This window comes from Erwinia sp. S43 (assembly GCF_016624745.1).
In the GTDB taxonomy this organism is placed as follows: domain Bacteria; phylum Pseudomonadota; class Gammaproteobacteria; order Enterobacterales; family Enterobacteriaceae; genus Erwinia; species Erwinia coffeiphila.
Window position 1 is genome coordinate 13043 of the sequence record NZ_JACVTX010000011.1, and the last position, 16267, is coordinate 29309.

At 60.0% G+C, this 16267-nt stretch carries 11 protein-coding genes; 3 read left to right on the forward strand and 8 right to left on the reverse strand.

Annotated elements, in window-relative coordinates:
* Window positions 1–19: 19 nt before the first annotated feature.
* The 7 genes from yegQ to IBT47_RS14590 all read right to left on the reverse strand — a co-directional run bounded on the left by yegQ (window position 20) and on the right by IBT47_RS14590 (window position 12502).
* On the reverse strand, window positions 20–1402 hold the full coding sequence (gene yegQ / locus IBT47_RS14560; RefSeq protein ID WP_200561001.1) for a tRNA 5-hydroxyuridine modification protein YegQ: 1383 nt from the start codon (window positions 1400–1402) through the stop codon (window positions 20–22).
* A gap of 120 nt (window positions 1403–1522) precedes the next feature.
* Entirely contained in the window at window positions 1523–2230 is a 708-nt protein-coding gene (gene baeR, locus IBT47_RS14565) for a two-component system response regulator BaeR (RefSeq protein WP_105591395.1), read from the reverse strand.
* 23 nt (window positions 2231–2253) lie between these two features.
* A complete protein-coding gene (gene baeS / locus IBT47_RS14570) occupies window positions 2254–3639 on the reverse strand; it encodes a two-component system sensor histidine kinase BaeS (RefSeq protein ID WP_200561176.1) in 1386 nt (461 codons plus the stop codon).
* Entirely contained in the window at window positions 3639–5045 is a 1407-nt protein-coding gene (mdtD, locus tag IBT47_RS14575) for a multidrug transporter subunit MdtD (RefSeq protein ID WP_200561178.1), read from the reverse strand. Before mdtD ends, baeS begins: the two co-directional genes overlap by 1 nt.
* 4 nt (window positions 5046–5049) lie before the next feature.
* Window positions 5050–8124, reverse strand: a complete 3075-nt coding sequence (gene mdtC, locus IBT47_RS14580) for a multidrug efflux RND transporter permease subunit MdtC (protein WP_200561003.1) — start codon at window positions 8122–8124, stop codon at window positions 5050–5052.
* Window positions 8121–11240 carry an MdtB/MuxB family multidrug efflux RND transporter permease subunit gene (locus IBT47_RS14585; RefSeq protein ID WP_200561005.1) on the reverse strand — a complete coding sequence of 1040 codons (3120 nt, stop codon included), beginning with the start codon at window positions 11238–11240 and terminating at the stop codon, window positions 8121–8123. The genes mdtC and IBT47_RS14585 overlap by 4 nt, the downstream gene beginning before the upstream one ends.
* Window positions 11240–12502 (reverse strand): MdtA/MuxA family multidrug efflux RND transporter periplasmic adaptor subunit, encoded by a 1263-nt coding sequence (locus IBT47_RS14590; RefSeq protein WP_200561007.1) that lies wholly within the window; start codon window positions 12500–12502, stop codon window positions 11240–11242. Before IBT47_RS14590 ends, IBT47_RS14585 begins: the two co-directional genes overlap by 1 nt.
* Before the next feature lie 231 nt (window positions 12503–12733).
* On the opposite strand from IBT47_RS14590, the gene IBT47_RS14595 reads away from it, so the two are divergent.
* From IBT47_RS14595 to IBT47_RS14600, 3 genes are all read left to right on the forward strand, one after another.
* Window positions 12734–13696: an aldo/keto reductase gene (locus IBT47_RS14595; protein ID WP_200561009.1), complete on the forward strand. Its 963-nt coding sequence runs from the start codon at window positions 12734–12736 to the stop codon at window positions 13694–13696.
* A 436-nt stretch (window positions 13697–14132) separates the two neighbouring features.
* Window positions 14133–14264: a hypothetical protein gene (locus IBT47_RS27255; RefSeq protein WP_255569909.1), complete on the forward strand. Its 132-nt coding sequence runs from the start codon at window positions 14133–14135 to the stop codon at window positions 14262–14264.
* 246 nt (window positions 14265–14510) lie between these two features.
* Window positions 14511–14768, forward strand: coding sequence for a hypothetical protein (locus IBT47_RS14600; RefSeq protein WP_200561011.1), 258 nt, complete (start codon window positions 14511–14513; stop codon window positions 14766–14768).
* A gap of 82 nt (window positions 14769–14850) precedes the next feature.
* Here the strand turns inward: IBT47_RS14600 and yegD are convergent, their stop codons facing one another.
* Window positions 14851–16203, reverse strand: a complete 1353-nt coding sequence (yegD, locus tag IBT47_RS14605) for a molecular chaperone (protein WP_200561180.1) — start codon at window positions 16201–16203, stop codon at window positions 14851–14853.
* Window positions 16204–16267: the final 64 nt, after the last annotated feature.

Consider the following 16267-nt stretch of genomic DNA (forward strand, 5'->3'; position numbering starts at 1 on the left):
GATTCTAAGATCGATAACCTTATGAAACTTCTTTTGCCAGTTCCACCGCATGCGGATTGCGCGTGGTGGTTCCCGCCAGGTTACGCATCAGCAGCGCATACTGCAGGTCCATCTCCTCAGGCAGCGGCAGCCACACCAGATGGCCATTGCCAGGTGCCACCTCAATCGCCTGTGCCTTGCCGTTCTCCATCTGCGTCAGCGTGAAGTTGATATTGCCCGCGGGGGTCATCAGCTCCAGACTGTCGCCAACGCTGAATTTGTTCTTCACATCCACCTGCGCCAGCGCGCCACGACGTTCACCGGTAAACTCACCGACAAACTGCTGACGGTCGGAAACCGAATAGCCCGCGTCGTAGCTCTGATAGCTGTCATGCGTGTGGCGGCGCAGGAAGCCTTCGGTATAGCCGCGGTGCGCCAGCCCTTCAAGCGTCTCCAGCAGGGCGGGGTCGAACGGCTTACCGGCGGCGGCATCGTCGATGGCACGGCGGTAAACCTGTGCCGTACGCGCGCAGTAGTAAAACGACTTGGTGCGGCCTTCAATTTTCAGCGAATGCACGCCCATCTGCGTCAGCCGCTCCACGTGCGCCACCGCACGCAAATCTTTCGAATTCATAATGTAGGTGCCGTGCTCGTCCTCAAAGGCGGTCATATATTCGCCGGGGCGCATCGCCTCTTCGATCATAAACACCTTGTCGGTCGGCTGGCCCACGCCCAGCGTCGGTTCAACGTTCTGTACTGCGATCGGCTGCTGGCGATGGACGATGTTACCAATCGCATCCTCTTTGCCTTCTTCCACGTTGTATTCCCAGCGGCAGGCGTTGGTGCAGGTTCCCTGGTTCGGGTCGCGCTTGTTGATATAGCCGGAAAGCAGGCAGCGCCCTGAATAGGCCATGCACAGCGCGCCGTGGACGAAGATTTCCAGTTCAATTTCCGGCACTTTCTCACGTATTTCGCTGATTTCTTCCAGCGACAGCTCGCGCGACAGGATCACCCGCGTCAGGCCCATTTGCTGCCAGAACTTCACCGTCGCCCAGTTCACCGCGTTGGCCTGCACCGACAGATGAATATCCATCTGCGGGAAGGCCTCGCGCACCAGCATAATCAGCCCGGGATCGGACATAATCAGCGCGTCTGGCCCCATATCGATCACCGGCTGAAGATCACGAATAAAGGTTTTCAGCTTGGCGTTATGCGGTGCGATGTTGACTACCACGTAAAATTTTTTGCCCTGGGCGTGGGCTTCGTTGATGCCGATCGCCAGGTTCTGGTGGTTGAATTCGTTGTTGCGCACGCGCAGGCTGTAGCGCGGCTGACCGGCGTAAACGGCGTCTGCGCCATACGCGAAGGCGTAACGCATATTTTTCAGCGTGCCGGCCGGGGAGAGCAGTTCCGGTTTTAACATGTTTTCTCAGTCTGATGTCAGGTCAGATATTGCCAGGATGGCTGCCCTTTGCGGCGTGGCGTCGCTAAGGGCAGATTTCGGTGCGGGATTGTAAGGCAGGGAAGCGGGAGATTAGTTGATCTAAATCAATCGGCAGATATCGGCTTCCCAGCGATAGCCCATGCCGTAGACTGCGCGGATAAACGGCTGGCTGGCATCCAGCGATTCCAGCTTGCGGCGCAGATTTTTAATATGGCTGTCGATGGTGCGGTCGGTCACCACGCGATAATCGTCGTACAGCTGGTTCAGCAGCTGTTCGCGGGAAAATACCTTGCCCGGCTCGTGAGCGAGGGTTTTCAACAGGCGGAACTCGGCGGGGGTCAGATCCAGCGGTTTATCATCCCAGCTGGCCTGGAAGCGGTTTTCATCCATGCACAGCAGCGAGGTTTGCACCGCCTCTTCTTTTGGCCGCAGGCAGCGCTTCAGAATGGTTTTCACCCGTGCCACCACTTCCCGCGGGCTGAACGGCTTGCAGATATAGTCGTCCGCGCCAATCTCCAGCCCCAGCAGGCGATCGATCTCTTCGGTTTTGGCGGTGACCATAATGACCGGCAGCTCGGAGAAGCGGCGCAGCTCGCGGCATACCGACAGGCCATCCAGCCCCGGCAGCATCAGGTCCAGCAGCATCAGGTCGGGTGAATTCTGCTTCGCCCACTCCAGCGCCTCGTCGCCACGCAGCAGGTGGTGCGTGCGATAGTTGGCGGCCTGCAGATAGTCCACCAGCAGCTGGCCAAGCTTGGGTTCATCTTCGACGATTAAAATTAACGGTGCCGGTTTTTCCTGCTCCATATCACTTCCTCAGTACGGATAAATCAGTGCGGTTTATTGGGTAAGCTTACCGTAATTTTCAGCCCCCCGGCGGAAGAATGCGCGGCGCTGAGCGTGCCGTCGTGGGCCGCAACAATATTCTGGCAGATCGCCAGCCCCAGCCCCGAGCCACCGCTGGCGCGGTTGCGTGACCCCTCGGCGCGATAGAAACGGTCAAAAATCTGTTTGAGCTGATCGTCATTCACCCCCGGCGCGCTGTCTTCAAAACGCAGCAGGTTTCCGGCGGGGCCGGATTCCAGATAAATGCTCAGGCTGCCGCCGGCGTCGGTATAGCGCAGGCTGTTTTCCATCAGGTTGGTGAACAGCTGCCCCAGCCGATCCGGATCGCCAAACTGCGGCGCGGCCTCCGGCAGCGACAGGTTAAGCCGCAGGCCCTGTTGCTCATAGCGATGGCGGAAGTTAGCGGCGACCATTTCCAGCAGCGGCACCAGATCGGTGTCGCGCTTGCGATAGGCCAGCGCACCCTCGTCGGACAGCGACAGCTGGTGGACATCATCGACCAGCTTGGTCAGGGTGGCGACCTCACCCTGTAGCGAAATAATCGACTCCGGTGTCAGTTTGCGCACGCCATCCTGAATCGCCTCCAGCTCACCGCGCAGGATCGCCAGCGGGGTGCGCAGCTCGTGGGAAATATCGGCCATAAACGCACGCCGCATGCTTTCGTTCTTTTCCAGCGTGCTGGCCAGGCGGTTAAAATCCTGCGCCAGGCGGCCAAGCTCGTCGCGGCTGGTGGATTCCACCCGGCTGGTAAAATCACCGGCGGCCAGATGATGCGTGCCCTCAACCAGGCGCTTAACCGGGGCGAGCAGCCCGCGCGACATCAGCCAGGTCACCAGCGCGGCCAGCAGCATGGTCAGGCCGACGATCATCCAGCTGGTGCGGTTTTGCTGCCGATCGAAGTTAATATCCGCTACGCGGGTCAGGCGCTCAGAAGGGGAGCCGACCACCCAGCCGACCACTTTATTATCGCTGGTGGTAATCGCCCGGCGCGTGCCTTCCAGCGGCACCGGCCCGCGCGGACCGATCATCACGCGATAGTTCTGATCGATAACCCAGAACTGGGTACGCCAGCCGTGCGGCGGCAGCTGGTTGCTGGATTCCGGGTTCTGATCCAGCGAGCGCAGAATATTAAAGACCAGCCGGTTGTTATTGCGCAGGAAGGTCCAGCTGCCGTGCTGTTCGTACTGATCGGCCAGCGCGTCGCTGAGCATGGTGATCCGCTGTTCGTTGCCGCGCTTAATGTAGTCGATAAAGCCGTGTTCGAAGCTCAGGCGCACGCCCCAGTGCATGGTGATCAGCACCAACATGCAGGTTGACAGGATCGCGGCAAACAGCTTAGCGGTGATGCCGATGCGGAGGCGGGCAAAGATCATTTTTTTCTCCTGCGGGCCAGTACCGTATTCGGGGCGATTTCCGCCGGTACGCGCCAGAACACCAGCGCGGGCAGGGCGATCACCAGCGCCATACAAAGGTAAGTCCAGATAAATGCCTGATGTACCAGCGGGCTGTCCGCCACCGCCTGGTGGCCGAAGGTGCCCAGCAGCAGCCCGGCAACGGTCACGCCGATACTCATCGACAGCTGCTGCACCATCGACAGCAGGCTGTTGCCGCTGCTGGCGAGGTCATCCGGCAGCTCTTTCAGCGTCAGGGTATTCATCGCCGAAAAGCGAATAGCGTTGACCATGCCCTGCAAAAACAGCACCAGCGGCAGCAGCAGATCCCAACCCAGCAGGGCGACCATCGGGAAAAGCAGCGTTACCAGCGCCAGCGCGACGGTGGAGCCCACCAGCACGTGGCGATAGCCGAAACGGTTAACGATCTGTACCACGATGCGCTTCATGCCCATATTGCCCAGTACCATCGGGATCATCATCAGCCCCGCGTGCAGCGGGCTGTATCCCATGCCGATCTGCAGGAACAGCGGTGTCATAAACGGCAGCATTCCGCTGCCGATGCGGGCGGTGAGGCTGCCGAGCAGCCCGATGGAGAACACGCGGTTATCAAACAGTTTGAGGCTGAACAAGGCGAGATCGTTATGGCGGGCGTGCAGCAGATAAAACAGCATCGCAAACACCCCGGCAAGGATAAACAGGCACAGCAGCAGCGGGGAAATGCCCAGCCCGCGCTGGCCGTCCAGCGCCAGGGTCAGCGTTGCCATCCCTACCGCCAGCAGCAGATAGCCGGTGAAGTCGAAGCGGCGGGTAACCAGCGTGAAGTTGGGCAGCAGTCGCAGGGTAGCAATAGCACCGACGATGCCTACCGGAATATTAATCAGGAAAATCCAGTGCCAGCTGGCGTACTCAACCAGCACGCCGCCCAGCGTGGGCCCCATCAGCGGGCCAATCTGCCCCGGTATCGTGACGAAGGTCATCGCCGCCATATACTGGTCGCGCGGCACCAGCTTCATCACCGTCAGGCGTCCCACCGGCACCATCATCGCCCCGCCGATACCCTGTACCACCCGCGCCATTATCAGCTGGTCCAGCGTGCCAGAAAGGGCACAGCACAGCGAACCGAGGCTGAACAGGATAATCGCGCTGAAAAACACGTTGCGCACGCCAAACCTGTCCGCCAGCCAGCCGCTGACCGGCAGCATAATTGCCACCGTCAGCACGTAGGAGACAATCACCGAATGCATATGCAGCGGGCTTTCATGCAGGCTGGCAGCCATCGACGGCAGCGCGGTGTTGACGATGGTGGTGTCCAGCGTCTGCATAAAGAACCCGAAGGCAACGATCCACAGCTGCCAGCGAACGGAGGAGGGCGGTGAGGCGATCACATCAGGCTTCCTCAACCACAGGCTGCGGGCGCGGTTTACGGCGCAGTTTATCCATATACAGATAAACCACCGGCGTGGTGTACAGCGTCAACAGCTGGCTCATAACCAGGCCGCCGACGATAGTGATCCCCAGCGGCTGGCGCAGTTCGGCACCGTCACCGCTGGTCAGCACCAGCGGCAGTGCGCCGAGCAGGGCGGCCAGGGTGGTCATCATAATCGGTCGGAAGCGTAGCAGGCTGGCCTGCTCAATGGCTTCACGCGCCGTCAGCCCGCCCTTGCGCTGCGCTTCAATGGCGAAGTCCACCATCATAATGGCGTTCTTCTTCACGATGCCGATCAGCAGCATAATGCCGATCAGCGCGATCAGGCTGAACGGCGCGCCGAACAGTTCCAGCGCCAGCAGCGCACCGACGCCCGCCGAGGGCAGGGTGGAGAGAATGGTCAGCGGATGAACGTAGCTTTCATACAGAATGCCCAGCACGATATACACGGTGGCGATTGCTGCAATAATCAGCCACAGCTGACTGCTCTGTGATTTCTCAAACTCTGCCGCCGTACCGGCAAAGCTGCCGCGCACGCTGGACGGCACGCCCAGCGCGGTGACGCTGCGGTCGATCGCCGCCGAGGCCTGCGAGAGTGACACGCCTTCCGGCAGGTTAAAGGAGATGGTCGAGGACGCCGACAGCCCCTCGTGGTTCACCGACAGCGGCGAGTTCGCCGGTTTCCAGCTGGCAAAGTAAGACAGCGGGATCGGTTTCCCTTCGCTGTTAATCACGTACATCTGGTTCAGCGCGCTGATGTCCTGGGTGTAGCGCGGATCGACCTCCATCACCACTTTGTACTGGTTCAGCGGCTGGTAAATTGTGGAGATCTGCCGCTGGCCGAAGGCGTTGTTCAGCAGGTTGTTGACGTCGGACACGTCAATACCCAGGCTGGACATCGCCGCGCGGTCGTACGTCAGCGCCATCTCTGCGCCTTTGTCTTCCTGGTCCGAGTTGACGTCGGCCAGCTCCGGCAGCGCGGCAAAGGCGCGGCGGATTTTCGGCTCCCACTCGCGCAGGTCATCCAGGCTGTCCGACAGCAGGGAATACTGATAGCCAGCGTTGGACTCGCGCCCGCCCAGGCGCAGATCCTGCACCGCCATCAGGAACAGGTTGGCACCCGGCTCTTTCGCCAGCTTGGTACGCAGGCGGGCAATCACCTGCTGGGCGTTCTCAGTACGTTCCGACAGCGGTTTCAGCGAGATAAACATCGACCCGCTGTTGGTGCGGAAACCGCCGGTAAAGCCGACCACGCTCTCCACCGCCGGGTCGTCATGCACGATGCGCATAAAGTCCTGCAGCTTGTCGCGGATCGACTGGAAGGAGATGCTCTGGTCGGCCTGAATAAAGCCCATCAGCCGCCCGGTATCCTGTTCCGGCATAAAGGTCTTTGGAATGGACACGTAAAGGTACATGGTCAGGCCGATGGTGGCGAAGAACACCAGCAGCGTCCAGCGGGCATGATTCAGCACCACCCGCAGCGAGCGGCCATACCCCTGCTGCACGGCCAGCAGCACCTTGCCGAAGCCGCGAATGCGCGGCTGCTGATGTTTGCGCTGCGGCTTCAGCAACAGCCCGCACATCATCGGCGTCAGGGTGATGGAGATCAGCAGCGAGATACCGATTGCCACCGACAGCGTCACCGCAAATTCGGTAAACAGCCTGCCAATCAACCCGCCGAGCATCAGCAGCGGCAGGAACACCGCCACCAGCGAAATGCTCATCGACACCACGGTAAAGCCGACTTCGCGCACGCCCTGCAGCGCCGCCTGCACCGGCTTCATCCCGGCTTCCACATGGCGGGATATATTCTCCAGCACCACTATCGCATCGTCGACCACAAAGCCGGTGGCGACCGTCAGCGCCATCAGCGACAGGTTGTTAAGGCTGAAGCCGCACAGATACATGGCGGCAAAGGTGCCGATTAGCGAAACCGGCACCGCCACCGCCGGGATCAGCGTGGCGCGGCCGGAGCGCAGGAAGGCAAACACCACCAGAATCACCAGCCCGACGGAAATCGCCAGCGACTGCTCTACCTCGTGCAGCGAGGCGCGAATTGTCGGCGAGCGGTCCTGCGCCACGTTCAGCTCAATGGATGCCGGGATAATCTTACGCAGCTCCGGCACCTCGGCACGAATGCGGTCGACGGTGTCAATAATATTGGCTTCCTGCGACTTGCGGATCATCAGCAGGATCGCCGGTTTGGCGTTGGCCATCCCGGCATTGCGCACGTCCTCAACCGAATCGGTGACGTTGGCCACGTCGCTCAGCCGCACCGCCGCGCCGTTGCTGTAGTGCACGATCAGCGGTTGATACTCCGCAGCGGTTTTCAGCTCGTCGTTGGTTTTCAGCTGCCAGCGGTGGTGATTATCTTCCACCGCGCCCTGCGGCTTGCGCACGTTGGCGTTGGCGATGGTTTCCCGCACCGCATCCAGAGACAGCCCCTGGTTAAACAGCGCCTGCGGATTCAGCTCTACGCGCACCGCGGGCAGCGAGCTGCCGCCGACCGACACATCGCCTACGCCCTCAATCTGCGCCAGCTTCTGTGCCAGCTGGGTGGAGGCATAGTCATACAGCTGGCCCTGCGAATAGGTATCCGAGGTCAGGGTCATGATCAGGATCGGCGCGTCGGACGGGTTGGCCTTGCGGTAGGTTGGCCGAGAGGGCATACCGCTCGGCAGCAGGCTTTGTGCGGCGTTGATCGCGCCCTGCACGTCGCGGGCTGCACCGTTAATATCGCGGTCGTAGTCAAACACCAGAATAATGCGCGTGGAACCGAGCGAGCTGCTGGAGGACATCTCGGTAACGCCGGCAATACGCCCTAGCGCGCGCTCCAGCGGCGTCGCCACGGACGAGGCCATGGTTTCCGGTGAGGCACCCGGCAGCGAGGCGCTGATCATAATCACCGGGAAATCCACCTGCGGCAGCGGGGCCACCGGCAGCAGGCGAAAGCCCAGAATACCGGCCAGCAGGATCGCCACGGTCATCAGGATAGTGGCGACCGGGCGATGGATAAACAGGGCGAAAAATTTCACTCTGCCTCCCGGCGCGCGAAGCGCTGGCGAGTAGCGTGGGCGAGGCGGTCAAACAGCAGGTAGATCACCGGCGTGGTGAACAGCGTCAGTACCTGGCTGACGATCAGCCCGCCGACCATTGCCGTACCCAGCGGGCGGCGCAGCTCTGCGCCAACGCCGGTACTCAGCATCAGCGGCAGCGCACCGAGCAGGGCGGCCAGCGTGGTCATCAGGATCGGACGGAAGCGCAGCAGGCAGGCCTGATAAATCGCATCGTACGGCGACATGCCCTGTTCGCGCTCGGCGGCCAGCGCAAAGTCGATCATCATGATGGCGTTCTTCTTCACGATACCAATCAGCAGGATGATGCCGATAATGGCGATCACGTCCAGCTCGCTGCCGCTAATCAACAGCGCCAGCAGCGCACCGACGCCCGCGGTGGGCAGCGTGGAAAGAATGGTAATTGGGTGAATAAAGCTCTCATAAAGAATGCCCAGCACGATGTACATCGCCACAATCGCCGCCACAATCAGCCAGACGGTACTGGAAAGCGCCGCCTGGAAGGCGAGGGTGCTGCCCTGGAACTGGGTCATGATTTCCGCCGGCATTTCCATCGACTTCTCGGCCTGAGTGACGGCATTCACCGCCTGCTCCAGCGAGTAGCCGTCGCTGACGTTAAACGAGAAGGTCGCCGACGGGAACTGGTCAAGGTGGTTAATGCTCAGCGCGCCGTGGCGCTGTTCAACGCTGGCAATGGCGCTCAGCGGCACGCTGCCGCCGTCGGTGCTTTTCAGCCGCACGCTTTGCAGCGCGGCCAGGCCCGGCGTGGCGGTGGTGTCGTGCTCCAGCACCACGCGGTACTGATTTGCCTGAGTGTAGATGGTGGAGATCAGGCGCTGACCGAAAGCGTTATACAGCGCGTTATCCACGTCGGCCATGGTAATACCCAGACGGCTGGCGGTATCGCGATCGACGCGGATATAGGCTTCCAGCCCCTGGTCCTGCCAGTCGTTGCTGACGTCCTTCAGCTCCGGCATAGTGTTCAGTTTTGCCAGCAGCTTCGGCACCCACAGGCTGAGCGAGTCGAGCGATCCGGCCTGCAGTGTGAACTGATACTGGGTGCGGCTGACCTGAGTATCAATGGTCAGATCCTGGACCGGCTGTAGCCACAGGCTGATGCCGGGGATCTGCGCAACCTGCTGTTGCAGGCGGGCAATCACCACCGGGATGCGGTCGTCGCGCTCATCCAGCGGCTTGAGGTTGATTTGCAGCCTGCCGCTGTTCAGCGCCGAGTTGGTGCCGTCAACGCCGACAAACGAGGTCAGGCTCTGCACCGCCGGATCTTTCATAATCACCGAGGCCACTTCCTGCTGGCGCTGCGCCATGCTGGCGTAGGAAACGGACTGTGAGGCCTGCACGGTGCCGGAGATAATGCCGTTATCCTGCACCGGGAAGAAGCCTTTTGGGATCACCAGCCACAGCATCACGGTGATCGCCAGGGTGCTTAGCGCGACACCGAGGGTGATCCACGGATGATTCAGCACCCGACTCAGCAGGCTGCCGTAGTGGGCAATGACCTTATCAAACATCGCCTCGCTGGCGCGCGAGAAGCGATTCTGTTTACGCAGCGACTCCACGCTCAGCATGCGCGCGCACATCATCGGCGTCAGGGTGAGTGAGACAACGGCGGATATCAGGATCGCCACCGCCAGCGTCACGGCGAATTCGCGGAACAGCCTGCCGACGATATCGCCCATAAACAGCAGCGGGATCAGTACCGCAATCAGCGAGAAGGTCAGGGAGATGATGGTGAAGCCGATTTCTCCGGCACCTTTCAGCGCGGCGGTTAACGGTTTTTCGCCTTTCTCGATGTAGCGCGAGATATTCTCGATCACCACGATCGCATCATCCACCACGAAGCCGGTGGCGATGGTTAACGCCATCAGCGTCAGGTTGTTGATCGAAAAGCCGCAGAAATACATCACCGCAAAGGTGCCGACCAGCGACAGCGGCACCGCCACGGCCGGAATAATGGTGGCGGGAACGTTGCGCAGGAACAGATAAATAATCATCACCACCAGCGCAATCGCCAGCAGCAGCTCAAACTGTACGTCGTTAACCGACGCGCGGATATTGGTCGTGCGGTCGGTCAGCAGCTTGACGTCTACCGATTTAGGCAGTGAGGCGGTCAGCGCGGGCAGCATCTGGCGGATGTTGTCGGCCGTATCAATAATATTGGCACCCGGCTGGCGCTGAACGTTGAGCACGATCGCCTGCTGGCGGTTGGCCCAAGCCCCCAGCCAGCTGTTTTCCGCACCCTGTTCAACGGTGGCCACATCGCCCAGCCGCACCGGCGCGCCGTTAAGGTAAGTGACGATCAGCTGGCGATAGCCTTCGGCGGTTTTGATCTGGTCGTTGGCGGACAGCGTAATGGCGCGTTCCGGGCCGTCCAGGCTGCCCTTCGCCGAGTTTACGTTGGCATTGCTGATGGCGGTACGCACTGTTTCAGTGGAAATGCCCAGCGACGCCAGCGCCTGTGCGTTCAGCTTCACTCTGACCGCCGGGCGCTGCCCGCCGGAAAGCGTGACCAGCCCGACGCCGGAAACCTGCGAGATCTTCTGCGCCACACGGGTTTCCACCATGTCCTCGACCTGGGTCATCGGCATGCTGGTGGTGGTGACGGCGAGGGTCATAATTGGCGGATCTGCCGGGTTAACCTTACTGTAAACCGGTGGGTTAGGGAGATCGCTGGGTAGCAGGTTGGTGGCGGCGTTAATCGCGGCCTGCACCTCCTGCTCGGCCACGTCCAGCGGCAGCGTCAGCTGGAACTGCAACGTCACCACGGAGGCGCCGCCCGCGCTCTGCGAGGACATCTGTTTCAGGCCGGACATCTGACCAAACTGGCGCTCCAGCGGAGCGGTGACGGCGGAGGTCATCACATCCGGGCTGGCACCGGGGTAGAGCGTTACCACCTGAATCGTGGGGTAGTCCACTTCCGGCAGTGCCGATACGGGCAGAGAACGATAACCGATGATCCCGGCCAGCAGGATCGCAATCATCAGCAGCGTGGTGGCGACCGGGCGCAGAATAAACTGGCGCGATGGTCCACCGCCGCTTGTGGAAGGCATTCCCTGCATCAGTCGCTGGCTCCCTTGGCTGGCTGTGCGCTTTTACCAGAGGTCAACGGTGTGGACTGCGGGGCGACGATTTCGACTTTTGCACCCTCGGTCAGGCGATCGATGCCGTCGGTGACGACTTTTTCACCTGCCTGCAGGCCGCTGTTAATCACCACGGTTTCGCTGTCCTGAATGCCCACGGTGACGGATTTTTTGCTGACTTTATTGTCGGCGTTGACCACCCAGACAAAGTGGCCCTCGTTACCCATTTGCAGCGCCGCTGCCGGGATCACAATCGCATCCTGTAGGGTAGCGACCTTCAGGCGAGCATTCACAAACTGATTAGGGAACAGCCGGTCATCCTCGTTGCTGAAGCGGGCTTTCAGTTTAACGGTGCCGGTAGTGGTATCGATCTGGTTATCCATGCTGAGCAGCGCACCCTGCGTCAGCAGCGTTTTATTGCTGCGGTCCCAGGCTTCGACCGGAACAGCGCCCTGTTTCTGTGCGTTAAGAATGGCGCTGATATCATTTTCCGGCAGGCTGAACACCAGGTCGATCGGGTGCGTCTGGGTGATCACCACAATTCCATTGGTATCGCCGCTGGTGATGTAGTTGCCGATATCCACCTGTTTCAGGCCCACGCGGCCATCGATCGGTGAAGTGATACGGCTGTAGGTGAGGTTGAGTTTGGCGCTGGCAACGCTGCCCTCATCGGCTTTAATCGTGCCCAGCGTTTCGCTAACCAGTGATTTCTGAGTGTCGAGGTCCTGCTGCGAAACCAGGCTGGTTTTCGCCAGCTTTTCATAGCGCGCCAGGTCGCGGCGGGCGTTTGCCAGCGTTGCCTGATCCTTCGCCAGCTGGCCTTCTGCCTGGATCAGCGCAACCTGCCACGGGCGGGGATCGATTTCGGCCAGCAGCTGTCCGGCTTTCACCTGCTGCCCTTCGGTAAAGTGCAGCGCAACTAAATCGCCGTCAACGCGGCTGCGCAGGGTGACGGTGTTGGCGGCGGTGACGGTTCCGAGGCCGGAGAGATACTGCGGCACGCTTTTGCTTTGCGCGACGGCCGCCTGCACCGGGCTTAATTCTGCGCCCATACCGCCAGGACCGCCTGGCCCACCGGGGCCGCGCCCGCCACGGCCACGAGGATGCGCGGATTTTTCAGCTGTGTCAGGTTTTGCTCCCGGAGCATCAGCATGGCTGTGCCACCAGTACAGGCCGCCACCAACCAGTGCGGCAAGAATAACAACCAGTGGGATAATGGGGAAACGGCGCTGTGCTTTCATTAACTCTCTTGCTCTCCGGTAGCGGGGAAATGTCCAGATGGGACGAAAAGGCGTCCACTCTTCATTTTAGCTAATTATAACTTACGAAAAATGAAGGAAATAAGGATAACTGTATAGTTCTGCATTGTCTTCTGTTCACATTCTGCAAATTATTAGACAGAAAATGTCGAAGCGACAGATAGTTAGTCTGCTAAGATTGATGCCGTGCAACCCATCTACCAGGAGATTGAAATGAGTACTTCAGAACATCGCCAGCTTGGTCGTTCCGGCATTCAGGTTCCGCTACTGACCTTTGGGGGTAACGTTTTTGGCTGGACGGCCGATCAATCAACGTCCTTTTCCCTGCTGGATGCACTGGTGGAGAAAGGCCTGAATTTTATTGATACCGCCGATGTTTATTCGCGCTGGGTTCCCGGCAACGAGGGCGGCGAATCAGAAACCATCATCGGTAACTGGCTGAAGCAGAGCGGTAAACGCGACAAAATCATTCTGGCCACCAAGGTGGGGATGGATTTGGGCGACGGTAAAACCGGTCTGGCACCTAAATACATTCGCCAGGCGGTTGAAGCCTCCCTCAAACGTCTGCAAACCGATTATATCGATCTGTATCAGGCGCACCGCGATGATGAAGATACGCCATTACAGGATACGCTGGCTACCTTTGATGCATTAATTAAAGAGGGCAAGGTGCGTGCTATCGGTGCCTCAAACTACTCCGCCGACCGTTTGAGCGAAGCGCTGAAAATCAGTGCGGATGCCGGTCTGGCGCGCTATGAGACGCTGCAGCCGGAATATAACCTGTACGATCGCGAAGGCTACGAAAGCGGTCTGGAAGCGGTGGTAGAGGAGCATGGGCTGGGCGTGATTAACTATTATTCGCTGGCCAGCGGTTTCCTCAGCGGTAAGTACCTTAAGCCGGAAGATGCGGCGAAGAGTGCGCGCGGGAAGGGCGTGGTGGAGAAGTATCTGAACGATCGCGGCTTGAAGATTGTGCATGCGCTGGTGGAGGTGGCCGAGGCGCATCATGCTTCGCCAACGCAGGTGGCGCTGGCCTGGCAGATTGCGCGCCCGAGCATTACCGCGCCGATCGTGAGTGCGACGTCGCTTGCGCAGGTGGATGAGCTGGCGAAGGCGACTCAGCTGAAGCTGACTGATGCGGATAAGCGTTTGCTTTCTGAGGTCAGTAGTTACTGAGTTGCTGATAGGCCGGTTGCTGGATGACCGTAAAAGGGCATAACAGCCAGACGCTTGCTGTGTTGGTTGCAGAGTCGGGAGTTAGCGCTGGCGGGTTGTGCCCCCGTTCGGGCGGTCCTCGCGCCGCTGCGCGGTCCCCTCACTTCGTTCGTCAGCCGGTCGGACCGCCACAGACGGGCCGTCCTGGCCCGGCTGTGACTTTTGGCCGCGTCCATGCGGCCAAATCCTGGCTTCCTCTCTCCGTTCAGCGCTGCGGATTGCCCTCTCGGGGGCACAGCCAGCCTGCTATCAAAATTTCGTGTTGCCTGAAAATAAAGGGTTGAGCACCGGTGAGTTTATGCAGAAGGGGGCTTTTACGTGTGGGTAACAAGTTGGTTGTTTTGCCCATTCTATTACCCCATGCAGCATCAGGTTTATCTGCAAACCCGGTGATTGTTTGAAATATAAAATCGATGAAATTCTGAAAAGGGGACAGCCTCTGCTGCTGCGCAAGGGCATCCGCAGCGCTGAGGTGAAGCCATTGCGCCAGGAGACGACAGCAGGGACGCTGGCGTCAGGCCGGGTTTGAACAGGGACGTTCAATCCTGGCCGGTCCGGTCGGCACAATGGCGTAACCGAGGGCACCGCAACGCGGCGCGAGGACCGCCCTGGAGCAGCAGCAGAGGTTGGGCCTCGTACGTCAGTTCCGCAGCGGCGTTTCATGGCGTAACTGAAGGTACCACAGCGCCCCGCACGGCAACGCGTTGATGGGACTCGCGGCTTTGAGGTATCATCACCGCCCTGTACATGTTCCCACCGCCGTGAGGCAAACCGTATGAACAAGAAAAAGATCTTTATCGTCTACCTGCCGGTCAGCCTGGTGTTCTTTATGATCCTGCCAGGAGCCATCCTGCGCGATATGCCGCCAGAGCGCTTTGCCTCGTTCAGCCATATCACCAGCCTTGGCGGAATACTGAACCCGATTGCCTCCGTGCTGCTCTTCCTGGCGATCGTCTCGGTGATTTTGGCAATGATTGCCGTTCCGCTGATTGGCCGCTGCGCCCGCGCAATCATTAATCGACGGAAAGCATAAGCTTCCGCTGCTTCTACGATATGCCGGGCCACTATCACCCGGCATGATAAGAGAACAGCCGGGTGAATAAATCGGGCAGGCCTTAGCGGAACATCACCTGTGCCCAGCGCGCCAGCCCCGCCGTAACTGAACCGAAATCATCGCCGCTGGTCAGCGGGATATCCGGCAGTTGACGCTGCAACGTCTGGCGCAGAACAGGTGACTTCGCGCTGCCGCCGGTCAGATAAATCACATCAGGCTTGGTGCCGCTGGTCTCCAGCGCCAGCGCAACCTGCTCCTGAATCCGCTCAAGAGGCTGGTTAATCGCAGCCTGGAGCGCCGCCACGCTGATATCCGTTGCCAGCCCGTCGTCGATAAAATCTAATCCCGCCAGCGTCTGCGGCCGATCGGAAAGCGCAATCTTGCTCTCTTCCGCCGCACGCACCAGACGATAGCTCAGGCGCTGACGCCAGACTTTCAGCAGGCGCTTCACCTTCTCCGGCTCGCGCGCATCGCGAATCAGATCCTGTAGGAGCTTGTTGCTGGCCGCAGCATAAAAATCACTCTGTGCCGGAACGTCGTTAATCGCCACCGCATTCCACCACGGCAGGGCAGGCAGGCCCATTCCCTTCACTGTTTCACCGCCCAGACCCAGCAGCGGCATCAGCTCCTTAAAGGCCAGCATAATATCCAGATCGTTACCGCCCACGCGGCAGCCGCTGTGGCCCAGCAGGCTGTCGCTGCGATCGGATTTATCGTGCCACTGCGGTCCCATCAGCAGCATCGAGCAGTCGGTGGTTCCGCCGCCGATGTCTACGACCAGAACGCGGCTTTCCTTGCTCAGCGTGGCTTCAAAGTCCAGACCGGCAGCTACCGGCTCGAACTGGAAAATCACATCGCTAAAACCGGCACGGCTGGCCGCGCGGGCCAGAATGCCTTCCGCCTGCTGGTTGGCGTCTTCGCCGCCCAGCCCCTGGAAGTTGACCGGGCGACCAATCACCGCCTGGGTCACGCTGTCGTTCAGTGAGCTTTCCGCCGACTGACGAATATGCAGCATCATTGCGCAGACCAGGTCCTCAAACAGTGCGACCTGCTGCGGCTTCAGGCCGCTGGCACCAAGGAACGATTTCGGTGATTTTACAAACCACACCTCTTCCGGATCGTCCATATACTGTGCCAGCGAGGCCAGACCGAACTTCACACTGGCTGGTGTGACTTCAATATCTTCTTCGCGGTTGAAAGCGACGGAGCGGCGCAGCAGCGCCTGGCTCTCAGCGTGCGGCGTAGGGACCTGATGATGGCGGAACAGCCATTCACTGACGGCTTCACGGGTTGGCGCACACAGCATTGAGGGTAAATAGGGGGAACCCTGCTCTAGTGGCAGCATTTTTGGCTGGCCCTGGTCCATGATGGCGACCGAGCAGTTGGCCGTACCGTAGTCGAAACCGATAAACATCATTCTCTCCGCTGAGTGGGGAAAAAAAGGGGGCGACTTTAGCCTGGCCGTGTCGGCAGAGCAA